Annotated in this window: 16 protein-coding genes; 8 read left to right on the forward strand and 8 right to left on the reverse strand. The window is 63.6% G+C overall.

Going from position 1 to position 16,355, the window contains the following annotated elements; translation table 11 throughout:
- Positions 1 to 35: 35 nt before the first annotated feature.
- From AC07R1_RS16265 to AC07R1_RS16285, 5 genes are all read right to left on the reverse strand, one after another.
- On the reverse strand, positions 36 to 1,067 hold the full coding sequence (locus tag AC07R1_RS16265; RefSeq protein WP_053149547.1) for an AbrB family transcriptional regulator: 1,032 nt from the start codon (positions 1,065 to 1,067) through the stop codon (positions 36 to 38).
- Entirely contained in the window at positions 1,060 to 2,574 is a 1,515-nt protein-coding gene (locus AC07R1_RS16270) for a tripartite tricarboxylate transporter permease (RefSeq protein ID WP_011059777.1), read from the reverse strand. The genes AC07R1_RS16265 and AC07R1_RS16270 overlap by 8 nt, the downstream gene beginning before the upstream one ends.
- 1 nt (position 2,575) lies before the next feature.
- Positions 2,576 to 3,034, reverse strand: a complete 459-nt coding sequence (locus AC07R1_RS16275; RefSeq protein WP_011059778.1) for a tripartite tricarboxylate transporter TctB family protein — start codon at positions 3,032 to 3,034, stop codon at positions 2,576 to 2,578.
- 58 nt (positions 3,035 to 3,092) lie between these two features.
- The gene (locus AC07R1_RS16280; protein ID WP_011059779.1) at positions 3,093 to 4,079 is read right to left on the reverse strand and encodes a Bug family tripartite tricarboxylate transporter substrate binding protein; all 987 of its coding nucleotides are present in this window, start codon (positions 4,077 to 4,079) and stop codon (positions 3,093 to 3,095) included.
- 78 nt (positions 4,080 to 4,157) lie between these two features.
- The gene (locus AC07R1_RS16285; RefSeq protein WP_015634513.1) at positions 4,158 to 5,450 is read right to left on the reverse strand and encodes an OprD family porin; all 1,293 of its coding nucleotides are present in this window, start codon (positions 5,448 to 5,450) and stop codon (positions 4,158 to 4,160) included.
- Between the two features lie 236 nt (positions 5,451 to 5,686).
- On the opposite strand from AC07R1_RS16285, the gene AC07R1_RS16290 reads away from it, so the two are divergent.
- Both AC07R1_RS16290 and AC07R1_RS16295 read left to right on the forward strand, forming a co-directional pair.
- A complete protein-coding gene (locus AC07R1_RS16290) occupies positions 5,687 to 6,358 on the forward strand; it encodes a response regulator (RefSeq protein WP_011059781.1) in 672 nt (223 codons plus the stop codon).
- Positions 6,351 to 7,736: a sensor histidine kinase gene (locus tag AC07R1_RS16295; RefSeq protein ID WP_011059782.1), complete on the forward strand. Its 1,386-nt coding sequence runs from the start codon at positions 6,351 to 6,353 to the stop codon at positions 7,734 to 7,736. Before AC07R1_RS16290 ends, AC07R1_RS16295 begins: the two co-directional genes overlap by 8 nt.
- Before the next feature lie 7 nt (positions 7,737 to 7,743).
- On the opposite strand, the gene AC07R1_RS16300 is transcribed toward AC07R1_RS16295, so the two are convergent.
- Both AC07R1_RS16300 and ygfZ read right to left on the reverse strand, forming a co-directional pair.
- The gene (locus AC07R1_RS16300; RefSeq protein WP_495110706.1) at positions 7,744 to 8,565 is read right to left on the reverse strand and encodes an HDOD domain-containing protein; all 822 of its coding nucleotides are present in this window, start codon (positions 8,563 to 8,565) and stop codon (positions 7,744 to 7,746) included.
- A 37-nt stretch (positions 8,566 to 8,602) separates the two neighbouring features.
- Positions 8,603 to 9,544, reverse strand: a complete 942-nt coding sequence (gene ygfZ, locus AC07R1_RS16305; protein ID WP_011059784.1) for a CAF17-like 4Fe-4S cluster assembly/insertion protein YgfZ — start codon at positions 9,542 to 9,544, stop codon at positions 8,603 to 8,605.
- 149 nt (positions 9,545 to 9,693) lie between these two features.
- Between ygfZ and AC07R1_RS16310 the strand changes: the two genes are divergently transcribed.
- Positions 9,694 to 9,948, forward strand: coding sequence for an FAD assembly factor SdhE (locus AC07R1_RS16310; RefSeq protein WP_011059785.1), 255 nt, complete (start codon positions 9,694 to 9,696; stop codon positions 9,946 to 9,948).
- Complete coding sequence (locus AC07R1_RS16315) at positions 9,932 to 10,384, forward strand: protein YgfX (protein ID WP_011059786.1); 453 nt, start codon at positions 9,932 to 9,934, stop codon at positions 10,382 to 10,384. The genes AC07R1_RS16310 and AC07R1_RS16315 overlap by 17 nt, the downstream gene beginning before the upstream one ends.
- Here the strand turns inward: AC07R1_RS16315 and nadB are convergent.
- The gene (gene nadB / locus AC07R1_RS16320; RefSeq protein ID WP_011059787.1) at positions 10,353 to 11,969 is read right to left on the reverse strand and encodes an L-aspartate oxidase; all 1,617 of its coding nucleotides are present in this window, start codon (positions 11,967 to 11,969) and stop codon (positions 10,353 to 10,355) included. The two genes, AC07R1_RS16315 and nadB, sit on opposite strands and share 32 nt — an antisense overlap.
- 558 nt (positions 11,970 to 12,527) lie before the next feature.
- On the opposite strand from nadB, the gene rpoE reads away from it, so the two are divergent.
- The 4 genes from rpoE to AC07R1_RS16340 all read left to right on the forward strand — a co-directional run bounded on the left by rpoE (position 12,528) and on the right by AC07R1_RS16340 (position 16,348).
- Positions 12,528 to 13,109 carry an RNA polymerase sigma factor RpoE/AlgU gene (gene rpoE, locus AC07R1_RS16325; protein ID WP_007930230.1) on the forward strand — a complete coding sequence of 194 codons (582 nt, stop codon included), beginning with the start codon at positions 12,528 to 12,530 and terminating at the stop codon, positions 13,107 to 13,109.
- 31 nt (positions 13,110 to 13,140) lie between these two features.
- On the forward strand, positions 13,141 to 13,728 hold the full coding sequence (locus AC07R1_RS16330) for a sigma-E factor negative regulatory protein (protein WP_011059788.1): 588 nt from the start codon (positions 13,141 to 13,143) through the stop codon (positions 13,726 to 13,728).
- 8 nt (positions 13,729 to 13,736) lie between these two features.
- On the forward strand, positions 13,737 to 14,693 hold the full coding sequence (locus AC07R1_RS16335; RefSeq protein WP_495110707.1) for a MucB/RseB C-terminal domain-containing protein: 957 nt from the start codon (positions 13,737 to 13,739) through the stop codon (positions 14,691 to 14,693).
- A 224-nt stretch (positions 14,694 to 14,917) separates the two neighbouring features.
- Positions 14,918 to 16,348: a DegQ family serine endoprotease gene (locus AC07R1_RS16340; RefSeq protein ID WP_495110708.1), complete on the forward strand. Its 1,431-nt coding sequence runs from the start codon at positions 14,918 to 14,920 to the stop codon at positions 16,346 to 16,348.
- Positions 16,349 to 16,355: the final 7 nt, after the last annotated feature.

The following is a 16,355-nucleotide window of genomic DNA, read 5'->3' on the forward strand; positions in this document are numbered from 1 at the left end:
ACTGAAGGTCCTGCGGACCTTGTCGCAGCCTGCGGCTACAGGGGGCCTTTGTTCCAGTGGCGGAACAGGGGCTCGGCGAGAAACAGCACGAACAGCAACCTCATGACCTGCATCGCCGTTACCAATGGCACCGACAGTTGCAGGACCTCGGCCGTCAGGCTCATTTCCGCAATGCCGCCGGGCATCATGCCCAGGGTCAGCGAGCGCAGGTCCAGGCGGGTCAGGGCGCTCAGGCCTAGGGCTGCGAGGCCGGCGATCAGCATGGTCAGGGCGGTGCCGATCAGGGTGCGGCCCATGAACGAAGGGGCCCGGCGAAAGAACTGGCGGTTGAAGTGGCAGCCCAGGCCGCTGCCAATCAGCCACTGGCCCATCTGGCTAGCGCCGTCGGGCAGGCCGATGTGCAGGTCCCAGGCGATGCTCAGTGTCGCGCTGAGCAGCAGGGGGCCGAACAGCCAGGGGTTGGGCTGGCGCAGGCGCTGCCAGAGCCAGGCCAGCATGGCACCGGCCGGAAACAGCAGGGCCAGCCAGCGCCAGTCCACCGTAGCGGCATGCAGGGCGGGCGTGCCTTCCCCCAGCAGGTACTTGAACGCCGCCGGCACACAGAGCACCACCGTCAGTACCCGCAGGCTCTGCCCGGCCGCTACCCGGCTGAGCACCGCGCCGTTGCGCGCGCCGAGGTTGACCATCTCCCCTGAGCCGCCGGGCATGCTGGAGAAGAACGCGGTGGCCCGGTCCTCGCCGGTGCGCCGCAAGAGCCATACCCCGACCACGCTGGACAGGCTGGTGACCAGGGCACCGAAGAAGATCAGGCCGAAATGGCTCAGCACCTGCTCCATCACCTGCGGGGTGAAGTGCAGGCCGATGCCGATGCCCACCACCCATTGCCCGCATTTGCGCCCGCCGGGGATTTCCGCCAGTTGCCAGGGCGTCAGGCAGCGCACCAGGATGATCGCCAGCAACGAGCCGACCATCCACGGCAGCGGCCAGCCGATCTGGCTGGCGAGGTAGCCGCCAGCCAGGCCCACCAGGGGCGTGCCCCACCACTGTTTCCAAGTGGATTCAGACATCGGCCACGGCACGTTGCTGGGCCGCGCGCTTGCGCCAGATACGCAGCAGCGGCATCAGCAGCATGATCACGGTCAGCACCCAGACCCCAACGGTGATCGGGCTCGACCAGAGGATCTCCATGGCGCCGTTGGAAATCGACAGCGCCCGGCGCAGGTTCTGCTCCATCAGGCCACCGAGGATGAAGCCCAGCAGCACTGGCGACAGCGGGAAGTCCAGCTTGCGCAGGATGTAGCCGAAGATGCCGATGCCCACCATCAGGAACAGGTCGAAGGTGGTGGCGTGTACCGCATAGACGCCGATCCCGGTAATGATGGCGATCACCGGCACCAGGGCCCAGTTCGGCACCGCAAGGATGCGGGTGAAGATACGGATCATCGGAATGTTGAGGATCACCAGCATGATGTTGGCGATGAACAGCGAGGCGATCAGGCCCCAGACGATATCCGGCTGTTGCTGGAACAGCAGCGGGCCGGGGGTGATGTTGTACAGCGACAGGGCGCCGATCATCACCGCGGTGGTGCCGGAACCGGGCACGCCGAGGGTCAGCATTGGTACCAGGGCGCCACAGGCCGAGGCGCCGATGGCGGTTTCCGGGGCTGCCAGGCCGCGCTTGTCGCCCTGGCCAAAGGTGCCGCTGGCACCGGCGATGCGTTTCTCGGTCATGTAGGCCACGGCGCTGGCCAGGGTCGCGCCGGCTCCGGGCAGCACGCCCATGATGAAGCCCAGCAGGCCGCAGCGGATGTTCACCACGAACACCGAGGCCGCTTCCTTGAAGTTGAACATCATGCGCCCGGTGGCCTTCACCGCTTCCTGGCCGCGATGGGTCTTTTCCAGCAGCAGGAGAATCTCGCTGATGGAGAACAGGCCCAGCACCAGCACCACGAACTGGATGCCGTCGGTGAGGTGGATGTTGTCCCCGGTGAAGCGGTACACGCCGCTGTTGGCGTCGATGCCCACGGCCGACAGGAACAGCCCGATCAGCGCGGCGATGAAGGTCTTCAACGGTCGGTCGCCGGCCATGCCGCCCAGGCAGACGATGGCGAACACCATCAATACGAAGTACTCCGCCGGGCCGAAGGCGATCGCCCACTTGGCCAGCAGCGGGGCGAACAGCACCATGCCGCAGGTGGCGATGAAGGCACCGATGAACGAGCTCCAGGCCGACAACGACAGGGCTACGCCCGCCAGGCCCTTGCGTGCCATGGGGTAACCGTCGAGGGTGGTCATCACGGTGGAGGCTTCGCCGGGAATGTTCAGCAGGATCGAGCTGATCCGGCCGCCGTATTCGCAGCCCAGGTACACCGCTGCCAAGAGGATCAGCGCCGATTCCGGCGGCAGGCCCAGGGCGAAGGCGATGGGGATCAGCAGCGCCACGCCGTTGATCGGGCCCAGGCCCGGCAGCAGCCCGACCACGGTGCCGATCAGGGTGCCGGACAAAGCGGTGACCAGGTTGTAGGGGGTCAGTGCAACGCCGAAGCCCTGGCCCAGATAGCTGAGGGTATCCATATCAATTCTCCAGAACGTCGAGCAGGCCGAGGGGCAGGGGGACGTCCATGACCCGGTCGAACAGCCAGTAGAGGCCGACACTGAGCAGGCAGATGATCACCAGGCTGGGCAGCCAGCGGCCGCCGTACAGGCGGGCCATGGGCACGCCGATGAGAATGCTGGCGACGATGAAGCCCAAGGGCTCGAAGGCCCCGGCGAAGACCAGCAGCAAGGCCACGCAGAGGGCGATCTTGGTCAGGGTCTGCCGGTCCAGGGGCGGTTCTTCTTCGCTGTGCTTGATCGGTGCCGGGCGAAACAGCATGTACAGCAGGGCCAGGCCCATCAGCCCGAGCATCAGCAGGGGGAAGGCCCGCGGGCCCACCGGTTCGTAGGAAAAGGCCGCCTGGTAGGGCCAGGCCATCAGTGCCAGGCCGGCACAGGCCAGCAGCAACACCGCGGCGAAGAGACGTTGAACGAGCATGGCTAACTCCCGGGCCCGGCCCCCGATGCGCGAGGGCCGGGCCGTCAGAAAGGGACGGTCACTGGATCAGGCCGAACTCTTTGGCCAGGGTCTTGTAGTCGGCTACCTGCTTCTTCACGTAGGTATCCAGTTCCGGGCCGGTCATGGCGAAGGGGAACAGCTCGCGCTGGTCGCGCAGCTTGGCGAACTCTTCGGAGGCCAGCAGCTTGTCGAAGGCCTCTTTCCACCAGGCGTACTCCGCATCGCTGACCTTAGGCCCGAGGTAGAAGCCGCGTACCACCGGCCAGACGATGTCGTAGCCCTGCTCCTTGGCGGTGGGGATGTCTTTCATTTCCGGCTCGTCCAGGCGCTGCTCGGAGAACACCGCCAGCAGGCGCATGTCGCCGGCCAGGATATGCGGCATGGAGTCGGAGATGTCGGTACTGCCAACCTGGATATGCCCGCCCAGCAGGGCAGTGGCGATCTCGCCGCCGCCTTCCAGGGCGACATAGCGCAGGTCCCGCGGGTTGATCCCGGCGGCCTTGGCGATCAGCGCGGTCTGCATCCAGTCCTGGCTGCCGACGGTGCCACCGGAGCCGATCACCACTTTGCTCGGGTCTTTCTTCAGGGCCTGGACCAGATCGTCGAGGTTCTTGTAGGGCGAATCGCTTTTCACCGCGATGGCGCCGTAGCTGGTGCCCACCGCCGCCAGCCAGCGCACCGCGCTTTCATCGAAGCGGCCGAACTTGCCTTGGGCCAGGTTCAGCAGCGAACCACTGGACCAGGCCACCAGGGTCCCGGCATCGGCCGGACGCTGGGCCACCACCGCGTTATAGGCCACGGCCCCGACACCGCCGGGCATGTAGGTCACGCGCATCGGCTTGGAGAGGAGTTTCTCGTTGACCAGGGCGCTTTGCGCCAGCTTGCAGGTCAGGTCGAAACCGCCGCCAGGGGAGGCCGGGGCGATGCATTCCGGGCGCTTGGGCTCGGCGGAGGCTGCCAGCAACTGGCCGGCGAACAACATGCAGCCGGCGGCGAGGGCGAGTTTGCGCAGTGAAAGGTCCATGAGCGTCTCCACAGGAGTTGTTGTAGGTATGTCCGGGTCATCCCCGACCCGTTTTTCGTAGGAGCGTGATAGGGGGGCTTACCACAGCGCTACGCTGTAGCTCACCAGCAGGCGCACTTCATCCGCATCGCGTGCCGAATAGTTGGAACGGTAGGTGGCGTTGCGCAGGCGCACGGCGACGTCCTTGAAGGTGCCGCTTTGCACTACGTATTTGACCTCGGTGTTACGTTCCCACTCTTTGCCGGTGTCGCCGTTCTTCAGGGCAATGTTGTCGCCGCTGAGGTAGCGGGTCATGAAGCTCAGGCCGGGCACTCCCAGCTTGGCGAAGTCGAAGTCGTAACGGGCTTGCCAGGAGCGCTCCTCGGCCCCGGCGAAGTCGTTGATCTGCACGAAGTTCACCAGGTATGGGTCGCTGCCATCGACGTAGGGGAAAGCGCTGTCGCCGGACATGTGCTGGTAGCCGGCGCTGAGTTTATGCCCGTTGAGGGCGTAGCTCACCAGGCCGTTGAGGGATTTGTTGTCGATCTTGCCGCCGCGGGCCTGGCCCTGGTCGTCGCTGATGGCCAGGCGCAGGTCGGTGCCGAAGGTGCCCGGGCCCATGGGCTGGGAGGCTACCAGGCCGAGAAAGTGCTGGTTGTAGACATCGTCCAGTTGGGCGAAGTGGTAGCTGCCGGTGATCTTGTCGGTGAACTTGTAGTCCAGGCCGCCGAAATTGAAGTGCTTGCCGGCCACGGTGCCGGCGAAGCGGCTGTTCTTGTTGTTGAGGCGGATATCCTCGTAGTTGCTGTCATCGCGGTCCTTGGCCTTGTCCAGGCGACCACCAGTGAAGGTCAGGTTCTTGATCTCCCTGGAGGTCAGCAAGCCGCCCTCGAAGGTCTGCGGCAGGATGCGCCCGTCGTTGGGCTTGAGGATCGGCAGTTCCGGAATCAGGCTGCCGATTTTCAGTTCGGTGGCGGAAATCTTCACCTTGCCGGTCAGGCCGAGCTTGGAGTACTCGTTGGCCGCGCGCCCGTCATCGTGGGTCGGCAGCAGGCCGGTACCGGTGCGGTCGGGGCTGGAGTCGAGCTTGACCCCGAGCATGCCCAGGGCGTCCAGGCCGAAGCCCACGGTACCTTCGGTGTAGCCCGACTGCAGGTTGAGCATGAACCCCTGGGCCCATTCGTCGCGCTTGGACTGCTGGGCGCTGGTGCCGTCGCGAAAGTCGCGGTTGAAGTACATGTTGCGGGTTTCGAAGGTGGCGCTGCTGTCTTCGATAAAGGCGGCCTGGCTCAAGGGCGCGAAACCGGCAAGGGTGGCGGCGCTGGCAAGAGCAGTCGGGGTCAGACGGGAAAAACGCGCGGGCTGGACAGCCTGAGGGTGCGTGGATGGCATCCTGGAGTACTCCGTTATTGTTCTTATTTTGACGAAAACGCTTCGAGGCGTTTTGCGGGTCAGCGGCCTTCACGGCCAGGGCAGTCGAGACTGTCCGTGGCGGGACTCTAAAGGGCCAACCTTTCGCTAACCTTTCAGTGCACTTTCGTGGCTTTCGGGCTTCACAGCGGCGGTTGCGGCGGTACACTCCGCGCCAAAGAGCGGCGTCGATCCCCCCTGAAACGAGGTAAACAGCCATGCGAGTCCTGCTCGTGGAAGACCACCTGCAACTGGCCGAAAGTATCGCCCAGGCGCTCAAGAGCACCGGCCTGACCGTGGATGTGCTGCACGATGGGGTGGCGGCCGACCTGGCCCTGGGCAGCGAGGAATACGCCGTGGCGATCCTTGATGTCGGCCTGCCGCGCATGGATGGTTTCGAAGTGCTGGCGCGCCTGCGGGCCCGCGGCAAGAACCTGCCGGTGCTGATGCTGACCGCCCGCAGTGACGTCAAGGACCGGGTCCACGGCCTGAACCTGGGGGCCGACGATTACCTGGCCAAGCCCTTCGAGCTGACCGAGCTGGAGGCCCGGGTCAAGGCCCTGTTGCGCCGCAGCGTGCTGGGGGGCGAGCGCCAGCAGCGTTGCGGAGTGCTGGCCTATGACCTGGACACCCGGCGTTTCACCCTGGGCGAGGAGTTGCTGACCCTGACTTCCCGCGAACAGGCGGTGCTCGAAGCCTTGATCGCCCGCCCCGGCCGGGTCATGAGCAAGGAGCAACTGGCCTCCCAGGTGTTCGGCCTGGACGAAGAGGCCAGCCCCGACGCCATCGAGATCTACGTGCACCGCCTGCGCAAGAAGCTCGACGGCCATGCGGTCGCCATCGTCACCTTCCGCGGCCTGGGCTACCTGCTGGAAAGCCGCGATGCATAAGCCCAGCAGCCTGCGCTGGCGCTTGCTGTGGAACCTCGCACTGCTGCTGGTGGTGCTGATGCTGGCCAGCGGCCTGAGCGCCTACTGGAACGGCCGTGAGGCCGCCGATACCGCCTATGACCGGACCTTGCTGGCTTCGGCGCGAACCATCGCCGCCGGCTTGTCCCAGCGCGATGGCAGCCTGAGTGCCAACGTGCCCTATGTGGCCCTGGACACCTTTGCCTACGACAGCGCCGGGCGCATCTACTACCAGGTCAACGACATCCATCAGACACTGATTTCCGGTTATGAGAACCTGCCCGGGCCGCCGCCCGGCACCCCGCGAACCGATGATTACCCGGCCCTGGCGCGCTTCTACGACGCCCGCTACCAGGGCCAGAACGTACGGGTGGTGAGCCTGCTCAAGGCGGTCAGCGAGCCGAACATGAACGGCATGGCGGAAATCCGCGTGGCGGAGACCGACGAGGCGCGGGTGGCCATGGCCCGCAGCCTGATGGCCGATACCCTGCTGCGCCTGGGCATGCTGGCCATCGGCGCCCTGGTGCTGGTGTGGTTTGCGGTGAGTGCGGCCTTGCGCCCCCTGGAACGCCTGCGCGGGGCGGTGGAAGAGCGCCAGCCGGACGACCTGCGGCCGCTGCCCCTGGTCTCGGTGCAGCGCGAACTGTGGCCGCTGGTACGCGCCTTGAACCATTTCACCGAGCGCCTGCGCGGGCAGTTCGAGCGCCAGGCGCAGTTCATCGCCGAGGCTGCCCATGAGTTGCGCACCCCGCTGGCTGCGCTCAAGGCCCGCCTGGAACTGGGCTTGCGCGCAAGTGAGCCGGATACCTGGCGCGCCACTCTGGAAAGTGCGGCCCAGGGCACCGACCGCCTGACCCACCTGGCCAATCAGTTGCTGTCCCTGGCCCGGGTGGAAAACGGCGCCCGGGCGATCGCCGAGGGCGGGGCGCAGTTGCTCGACCTCAGCCAGCTGGCCCGTGAACTGGGCATGGCCATGGCGCCTCTGGCCCATGCCCGGGGCGTGGCCCTGGCCCTGGAGGCCGACGAACCGGTGTGGCTCAGGGGCGAACCGACCCTGCTCAATGAACTGCTCAGCAACCTGGTGGACAACGCCCTGGCTCATACTCCGCCGGGTGGCAATGTGGTGCTGCGGGTGTCACCGCCCGGGGTGCTGGAGGTGGAGGACGATGGGCCGGGCATTCCCCTGGAAGACCGTGACCGGGTCTTCGAGCGCTTCTACCGGCGCAATCAGCAGGGTGCGGGTTCGGGCCTGGGGCTGGCGATCGTCGGTGAGATCTGTCGCGCGCACCTGGCACAGATCAGCCTGCACGATGGCGAGCCGTCGGGGTTGAAGGTGCGGGTGAGCTTTACAGCCGGCTAGGGGATGCTCAATAGAGCATGGAGCGGGATTCTTCCAGGTCCAGGCACATGGCCTTGTTGTCCGGGTCTATCCCCAGCTTCTTGAAGGCCGGCACGCTGAAGGCGTCGATCCGCGACAGCGGGTGCTCGGTGTCCTTGTGGCAGTACAGGGTCGCCACCTGGGCCAGGTCGACGTAGTCGATCCGGCTCGACTGGCGGCTGAAGTCCAGGTATTGCCCGGGGATCTCCACCAGTTGCTCGGGGAACTCCCAGACCCGCAGCAGCTTGTCTCCCAGCAACGGGTGGATGCGCTCGATCACGTGATTGAGGCTGACCGGGTCGGAGAGCAGTTCGTAGTGGTCTTCGGCGTAGGTAAGAATCGGCAGCACGCCAATCTGGTGCACCAGGCCGCCCAGGGCCGCCTGGTCCGGCTTGAGCTGGCTGTAGCTGCGGCACAGCGCATAACTGACCCCGGCCACCTCCAGGCTGCGGCGCCAGACATCGCGCATTTTCTGTTCCACCACTTCGGAGCGGGCGTTGAAGATCTGCTCCATCACCAGGCCGATGGCCAGGTTGCTGCTGTAGTTGACCCCCAGGCGGGTGATTGCCGTGTGCAGGTCGGTGACTTCCTGGGCCGCCCTTAGCAAGGGGCTGTTGACCACCTTGATCAGCCGCGCCGACAGCGCGGTATCGCGGCCTATCACCTTGCTCAGGGTACTGACGCTGATTTCCGGGTCTTCGGCGGCCTGGCGAATCTGCAGGGCCACCTCCGGCAGGGTTGGCAGAACCAGGTCATCGTTGCCGATGGCCTCCAGCAAATCCTGTTGGACCTTTTGCGCCAGCTCAGTCATGTAAGTTCTCTAGGGTGTTGCAAGAAAAGGCAGGCAATCAGCGCTGGATCTCGCGGTCGCGATCCAGCTGGTACGGCAGGTCCAGCAGTTGCAGGGTTGGCCCTTCGAGTGTTTCCAGGTGCAGTTCGCCCCCTTCCACCGCTTCGGCCTGCAACACGGCCAGCAGTTCCACGCCCTGCTGCGCCCGGGCGGCCAGGACCACTTCGCCAATGGCGCTGTTGTGGCTGGGAGCGAACAGCGCAGTGCCTGGAACGGGGAGGGCGTCGCCAGGCAGGGCCAGGCGGTACAGGCGACGCTTGAGCTTGCCCAGGTACTGCATGCGGGCGACGATTTCCTGGCCGGTGTAGCAGCCTTTCTTGAAGCTGACGCCGCCAACGGCCTGCAGGTTGAGCATCTGTGGAATGAACAGTTCACGGGTCTCTGGCATGACTTGGCCGAGGCCCGCGCGGACTTGCCCCAGCAGCCACTGGTTCAGCTCGCCCTCGGGCAGTTGCGCGGCCAGTTGCTGGCGCAGGCTGGCGGCGCGCTCGGCCGGCACCCAGAGTTCGGCGCGCTGGCTGGATACGCGCAAGGCGATCAGGCCATCGGCGCGGGCCACGGAGCCGTCTTCCTCGGGCAGCTCAAGGCCCAGACCGCTCAGGGCGACCTGGGCATCGGCCAGGCCGAAACGCGCCCAACTGGCGCTTTCGTCGGCAAGCTTGGCCTTGGAGAACACCGCGTACTTCTTAAGGTCCGCCAGTTGCGGCTCGATCAGCTCGCGGGCCATGGCCAGTAGGCAGCCGTCGCCTTCCAGAAGGATGCGGAAGCTCGATTGCATGCGGCCTTTCTGATTGCAGCGGGCGCCGAGGCTGGACTGGCTGTCACTGAGGTAATTGAGGTTGCAGGTCAACTGACCCTGAAGGAATTTGCTGGCGTCAGGCCCGCGGACAGCGAGCACGCCTTCGTGGGAGAGGGGGCAGAAAAAAGCGGAGTCAGCCATGGTTCATCGCAGGGTAAAAAGTCTGGAGCACATCATAAGGGGGCGCCCCTGAAATGGATAGTTCACAAAGGATGGGTGGCCACCGACCAAAGCCGACTGTTCTCGTCTCCCCCGGGCTGTATACTTGCGCTCTATTTGAGGAGCGCTCCATGGTTGAAGATGTTGAACTGAATCGCCTCTACTGGCACAGCCGCCGCGGCATGCTTGAGCTGGACGTATTGCTGGTGCCGTTCGTCAGGGAGGTGTACCCGCATCTCAATGAGACCGACCGCGAGTGCTATCGCAAGCTGTTGGAGTGCGAGGATCAGGACATGTTTGGCTGGTTCATGGAGCGCAGCGAGTCCGAGGACCCCGAGCTGCAGCGCATGGTCCGCATGATTCTGGACCGTGTCCAACCCAAGTAGGTTGTTCGAATGCCGCTGGCGTGCCTCACGGCAACTGCTGGCGGCCTACCTGCTGGCCCAGGCGTTCGCCCTGGGCGCGTTTTTCCTGCTGGATCTTCCGTCTGTCGCCAGGCTCGTGGGGCTAGGGTTGTGCCTGCTGCACGCCGGCTGGGTGTTGCCGCGGCAGATTCTCTTGAGCCATCCACGGGCCTTCACCGGGTTGCGCCATTCGCCCGACGGCTGGCAGCTGTGGAGTCGATCCGAGGGGTGGCAGGCCGTGCAGTTGCGCCCCGACAGCCTAGCGCTGCCATTGATCGTGGTGCTGCGTTTTCGGCTGCGGGGGGAGCGCTGGGTGCGCTCTGTCTGTGTGCCGCGGGACGCGCAGGCCGCCGACCAGCATCGGCGCCTGCGGCTGCGGCTCAAGTTCAGCCGGCGTAGGTGGGCGGCACCAGAATAGTGTCCCGGGCCTCGGGCAGCATCTGCGGGTAGTCCAGGGTGTAGTGCAGGCCGCGGCTCTCCTTGCGCTCCATGGCCGAGAGAATCATCAGCTCGGCCACCTGGGCCAGGTTGCGCAGCTCGATCAGGTCACGGCTGACCTTGTAGTTGCTGTAGAACTCGTCGATCTCGTCCAGCAGCAGGCGCACCCGGTGCTGGGCCCGCTGCAGGCGCTTGTTGGTACGCACTATGCCTACGTAGTCCCACATGAACCGCCGCAACTCGTCCCAGTTGTGCGCAATGATCACGTCTTCATCGGAATCGGTGACCTGGCTGGCATCCCAGGCGGGCAGGGCGATGGGGATCGACACCTGGGGCAGTTGCCGAAGGATGTCGGCCGCCGCCGAACGGGCGTAGACGAAGCACTCCAGCAACGAGTTGCTGGCCATCCGGTTGGCGCCGTGCAGGCCGGTGAAGCTGGTTTCGCCAATGGCGTACAGGCCCGGCACGTCGGTGCGGCCCTGTTGGTCCACCATCACCCCGCCGCAGGTGTAGTGCGCGGCCGGCACCACCGGGATCGGCTGCCGGGTGATATCGATGGAAAACTCCAGGCAACGCTCGTAAACGGTGGGGAAGTGGCTCTTGATGAAGGCTTCCGGCTTGTGGCTGATGTCCAGGTACACGCAGTCGATGCCCAGGCGCTTCATTTCATGGTCGATGGCCCGGGCCACGATGTCCCGTGGTGCCAGCTCGGCCCGAGGGTCGAAGCGCGGCATGAAGCGTTCGCCGTTGGGCAGCTTGAGGTGGGCGCCTTCGCCACGCAGGGCTTCGGTAATCAGGAAGCTCTTGGCCAATGGGTGATACAGGCAGGTGGGGTGGAACTGGTTGAATTCCAGGTTGGCCACCCGGCAGCCCGAGCGCCAGGCCATGGCGATACCGTCGCCGCAGGCACTGTCGGGGTTGCTGGTATAGAGGTAGACCTTGGCTGCGCCGCCGGAGGCGAGGATCACGAAGCGTGCGCCGAAGGTGTCGACCTGGCCGGTGCTGCGGTTGAGCACGTAGGCTCCCAGGCAGCGGTCGCCTTCCAGCCCCAGGCGTTTTTCGGTGATCAGGTCGACGGCGACCCGTTGTTCCAGCAATTCGATATTGGGGTGTTGCCGAGCCTGGGCCAGCAGGGTCTTGAAGATGGCCGCACCGGTGGCGTCTGCCGCGTGGATGATCCGCCGGTGGCTGTGGCCGCCCTCGCGGGTCAGGTGGAATTCGAAGCCGCTGTCGTCGCTGCTGGAGTCTTCGTCGCGGGTAAAGGGTACGCCCTGGTCGATCAGCCACTGGATGGCCTCGCGGCTGTGTTCCACGGTAAAGCGCACCGCATCCTCGTGGCACAGGCCGCCGCCGGCATTGAGGGTGTCATCGACGTGGGATTCTACGGTGTCGGTATCATCCAGCACGGCCGCGACGCCGCCCTGGGCCCTGAATGTCGAGCCGTTGGCGAGGTCGCCTTTGCTCAAGACGGCAATACGCAGGTGGCTGGGCAGGGTCAGGGCCAGGCTCAAGCCGGCGGCACCGCTGCCAATCACCAGAACATCGTGTTGAAACTGTTGGCTCATTTGAAGGATTCCGCTCAAAGCGACCCGGGAAGGGGTTGGCGCAAGACGCCTGAATCGGCAAGTCAAAGCAGCCACACAGCCCACTAGTATATAGAGAGGGGGATCGGCACAATAGTCGCGCCTTCATGGCATTGTGCGACTTCACCGAGCAAAAGCGTTGCTCTCGGCCAGTCCGATATTCGGAGCATTCCAGCCTCTGGAGCGGCTGATCGAAGACATAGGGCGGTTTTTCTTGCCACCGTTACACAATCTTCGTCTGGCGCAGCTATAAAGATTGGGAACTTTTGCCAAGGCCCCAAACTCAATAGAAGGTTGCCTGAAAGAAGGGACAGCGTCGGTTATATCCAAGGTTTACAGTGTGTCCCTTGTGACAGAATTCGACGACAGGATTATTCGCGCAGCCGGCCTCGCCCGTGCTGCGTTTTTCGTGCGTGCCGGATCAGAGCCCGCAGGAAACTTGCTTGGAGGGGGAGAACTTTTGCGAAAAGCCCGAGTCTATGTTTGCAAGCCTGATCGTTTAGTGATGCAAGCCTCCTCCGAGCTTATCGAGGAGTGTTCATGCTAACCCAGGAAGAGGATCAGCAGCTGGTCGAACGCGTTCAGCGTGGCGACAAGCGAGCGTTCGATCTGCTCGTGCTGAAGTACCAGCACAAAATTCTCGGGTTGATCGTGCGTTTCGTGCACGACACCCATGAAGCCCAGGATGTTGCACAAGAAGCTTTTATCAAGGCTTACCGTGCGCTAGGTAATTTTCGGGGTGACAGCGCGTTTTACACGTGGCTGTACCGTATCGCCATCAACACGGCGAAAAACTATCTGGTTTCACGCGGCCGCAGGCCGCCGGATAGCGATGTAAGTTCTGAGGATGCGGAGTTCTATGACGGCGATCATGGCCTGAAGGATCTCGAATCGCCGGAGCGTGCGTTGCTGCGGGATGAGATCGAGGGCACCGTCCATCGAACCATCCAGCAACTGCCTGAAGATTTGCGTACGGCCTTAACTTTACGTGAATTCGATGGTCTGAGTTACGAGGACATTGCCAGCGTCATGCAGTGTCCGGTGGGTACCGTGCGCTCCCGGATTTTCCGCGCTCGGGAAGCCATCGATAAAGCCCTGCAGCCGTTGTTGCAGGAAACCTGAGACAGCGGCGACAGCCAAGAGAGGAACCGCCATGAGTCGTGAAGCCCTGCAGGAATCGCTGTCCGCGGTGATGGATAACGAAGCGGACGAACTGGAATTGCGTCGGGTATTGAATGCCGTCGACGAAGTGGAAACCCGTGAGACCTGGGCCCGTTATCAAATCGCCCGGGCAGCCATGCACAAGGAGTTGCTGCTTCCGCGTCTGGACATCGCCGCTGCCGTTTCTGCAGCTCTGGCTGATGAGGCCGTGCCGGCCAAAGCCTCCCGCGGACCTTGGCGCAGCCTGGGCCGTCTGGCAGTAGCTGCCTCGGTGACTGTGGCCGTGCTGGCCGGTGTTCGCCTGTACAACCAGGACGAGATCGCAGGTGTCGAACTGGCACAGCAAACCGGCCAGCCCACCCTGGCGACTCCACAAGTCAAAGGGCCGGCAGTACTGGCCGGCTACAATGAAAGCTCGGAAGCTACTGGCCCCATGGCCAATGGCGTACTGCAAGGGCAGCCAGGCTGGCACGATCAGCGTCTGCCAAGCTACTTGCGCCAGCATGCCCAGCAAGCTGCACTCAAAGGCACTGAAAGCGCTCTGCCTTACGCACGTGCGGCAAGTCTGGAAAACCGCTAAGGAGGATCATGCGCGCCATACCTCTACTAACGCTTCTGCTCAGTGGCTGGTTTGTGGTTCCAGCCCATGCCGACGAAGCCCAGGACTGGTTGCAGCGTCTTGGGCAAGCGGAACAGCAGCAAAGCTTTCAGGGCACTTTCGTTTACGAGCGCAACGGTAGTTTTTCTACCCATAACATCTGGCATCGCGTCCAGGATGGAAAGGTCCGTGAGCGGTTGATCCAGCTCGATGGGTCCGCTCAAGAGGTGGTGCGTGTCGATGGTCGTACCCAGTGCGTCAGTGGCGAGTTGGTGGCAGGGCTCGGGGATTCCCCGGACGGTGCCGCCCGAGCCCTGGACCCGCAAAAACTCAAGAATTGGTACAACCTTGCTGTCATCGGCAAGTCGCGCGTGGCCGGTCGCCAGGCGGTGATCGTTTCGGTCACGCCCAAGGACCAGCATCGCTATGGTTTCGAGCTGCACCTGGATCGTGAGACCGGGCTGCCGCTCAAGTCCCTGTTGCTCAACGACAAGGGGCAGTTGCTGGAGCGCTTCCAGTTCACTCGCCTGGATACTGCGGATGTGCCTGACGACGTCGAGTTGCGTCCCAGCGCTAGCTGCAAGCCGGTGTCTCTGGACAGCGACAAGGCCTCGGCGGTCAAGACTGTGCAAACCTGGCATTCCGACTGGCTGCCTCCGGGCTTCGAATTGACCAGCAGCAGTGCCCGCAAGGATCCGGAAACCAAATCCATGGTCAACAGCCTGCTGTATGACGATGGTCTTGCGCGCTTTTCGGTGTTTCTCGAGCCGCTCAACGGCGCGACGGTCACCGATACCCGCACTCAGCTCGGACCTACGGTGGCTGTATCACGCCGCCTGACTACCCCCGATGGCGAGATGATGGTCACGGTGGTCGGGGAGATCCCCATTGGTACTGCTGAACGTATTGCGCTGTCGATGCGTTCCGATACCACTGCCAAGCAATGAGCCTTTGTTGGTTGTGTAAGAGGTCAGTGATGCCCGCTCCACAATTGAGAAGATGAAATGTTTGGTCAGCAATTTCATTTGCAAAATTCCCAGAGTTTTTCTATAGGTCAGAACCCCCTCGGTTCTGACCTTATTTGTCGTTCCTGGAACAAAGATGCCGCCCCTGCAGTTTCGGTATTTGCTGTTCCATATCGCTTAACCACGCTCGTCGTAACGGGAGCCGTATGTCGATACCACGCTTGAAGTCCTACTTCACCATTCTTGCCACCGTGCTGGTGCTTGGGCAGGCCGTTTCTGCCCAGGCGGCCGAGCTGCCTGATTTCACCCAACTGGTCGAGCAGGCCTCGCCTGCGGTGGTGAACATCAGTACCACGCAGAAACTGCCGGACCGCCGGGTTTCCAATTCGGCTCAGATGCCCGATCTCGAAGGCCTGCCGCCAATGCTGCGCGAGTTCTTCGAACGCGGCATGCCCCAGCCACGCTCTCCGCGCGGGGATCGTCAGCGCGAAGCGCAGTCGCTGGGTTCCGGGTTCATCATCTCCGCGGACGGTTACATCCTCACCAACAACCACGTGATCGCCGATGCGGACGAAATTCTTGTGCGTCTGGCCGATCGCAGTGAGCTGAAAGCCAAGCTGATCGGTACCGACCCACGCTCCGACGTAGCACTGCTGAAAATCGATGGCAAAGACCTGCCGGTGCTGAAACTGGGTAAATCCCAGGACCTCAAGGCAGGCCAGTGGGTGGTGGCCATCGGCTCGCCGTTCGGCTTCGACCATACCGTGACCCAGGGCATCGTCAGTGCCATCGGTCGCAGCCTGCCGAACGAAAACTACGTGCCGTTCATCCAGACCGACGTGCCGATCAACCCGGGCAACTCCGGTGGCCCGCTGTTCAACCTGGCCGGTGAAGTGGTGGGGATCAACTCGCAGATCTACACCCGCTCCGGTGGTTTCATGGGCGTGTCTTTCGCCATCCCGATCGATGTGGCGATGGACGTTTCCAACCAGCTGAAAACCGGTGGCAAAGTCAGCCGTGGCTGGCTTGGCGTGGTAATCCAGGAGGTCAATAAGGACCTGGCTGAATCCTTCGGCCTGGAGAAACCGGCCGGCGCGCTGGTTGCACAGATCCAGGATGATGGCCCGGCGGCCAAGGGCGGCCTGCAAGTGGGGGACGTGATCCTCAGCCTCAATGGCCAGCCCATCGTCATGTCAGCCGACCTGCCGCACCTGGTAGGCGCGCTGAAGGCCGGGGCCAAGGCCAACCTGGAAGTGATCCGCGACGGCAAGCGCAAGAATATCGAGCTGACCGTCGGCGCTATTCCTGAAGAAGACAAAGACCTGAGCATGCTGCCCAAGTCGGGTGTCGAGCGCAGCAGCAATCGTCTGGGTGTAGCGGTGGTCGAGCTCAACGATGAGCAGAAGAAAGCCTTCGACCTCAAGGGCGGGGTAGTCATCAAGGAAGTCCAGGACGGTCCTGCGGCGCTGATCGGCTTGCAGCCGGGCGACGTGATCACTCACCTGAACAATCAGGCGATCACTTCGGCGAAGGAGTTCACTGAAATCGCCAAGGCATTGCCGAAGAACCGCTCGGTGTCCATGCGGGTACTGCGTCAGGGGCGAGCCAGCTTCATCACCTTCAAGCTGGCCGAGTAATTCGCCA

The organism is Pseudomonas sp. GW821-FHT07F01, assembly GCF_059418825.1.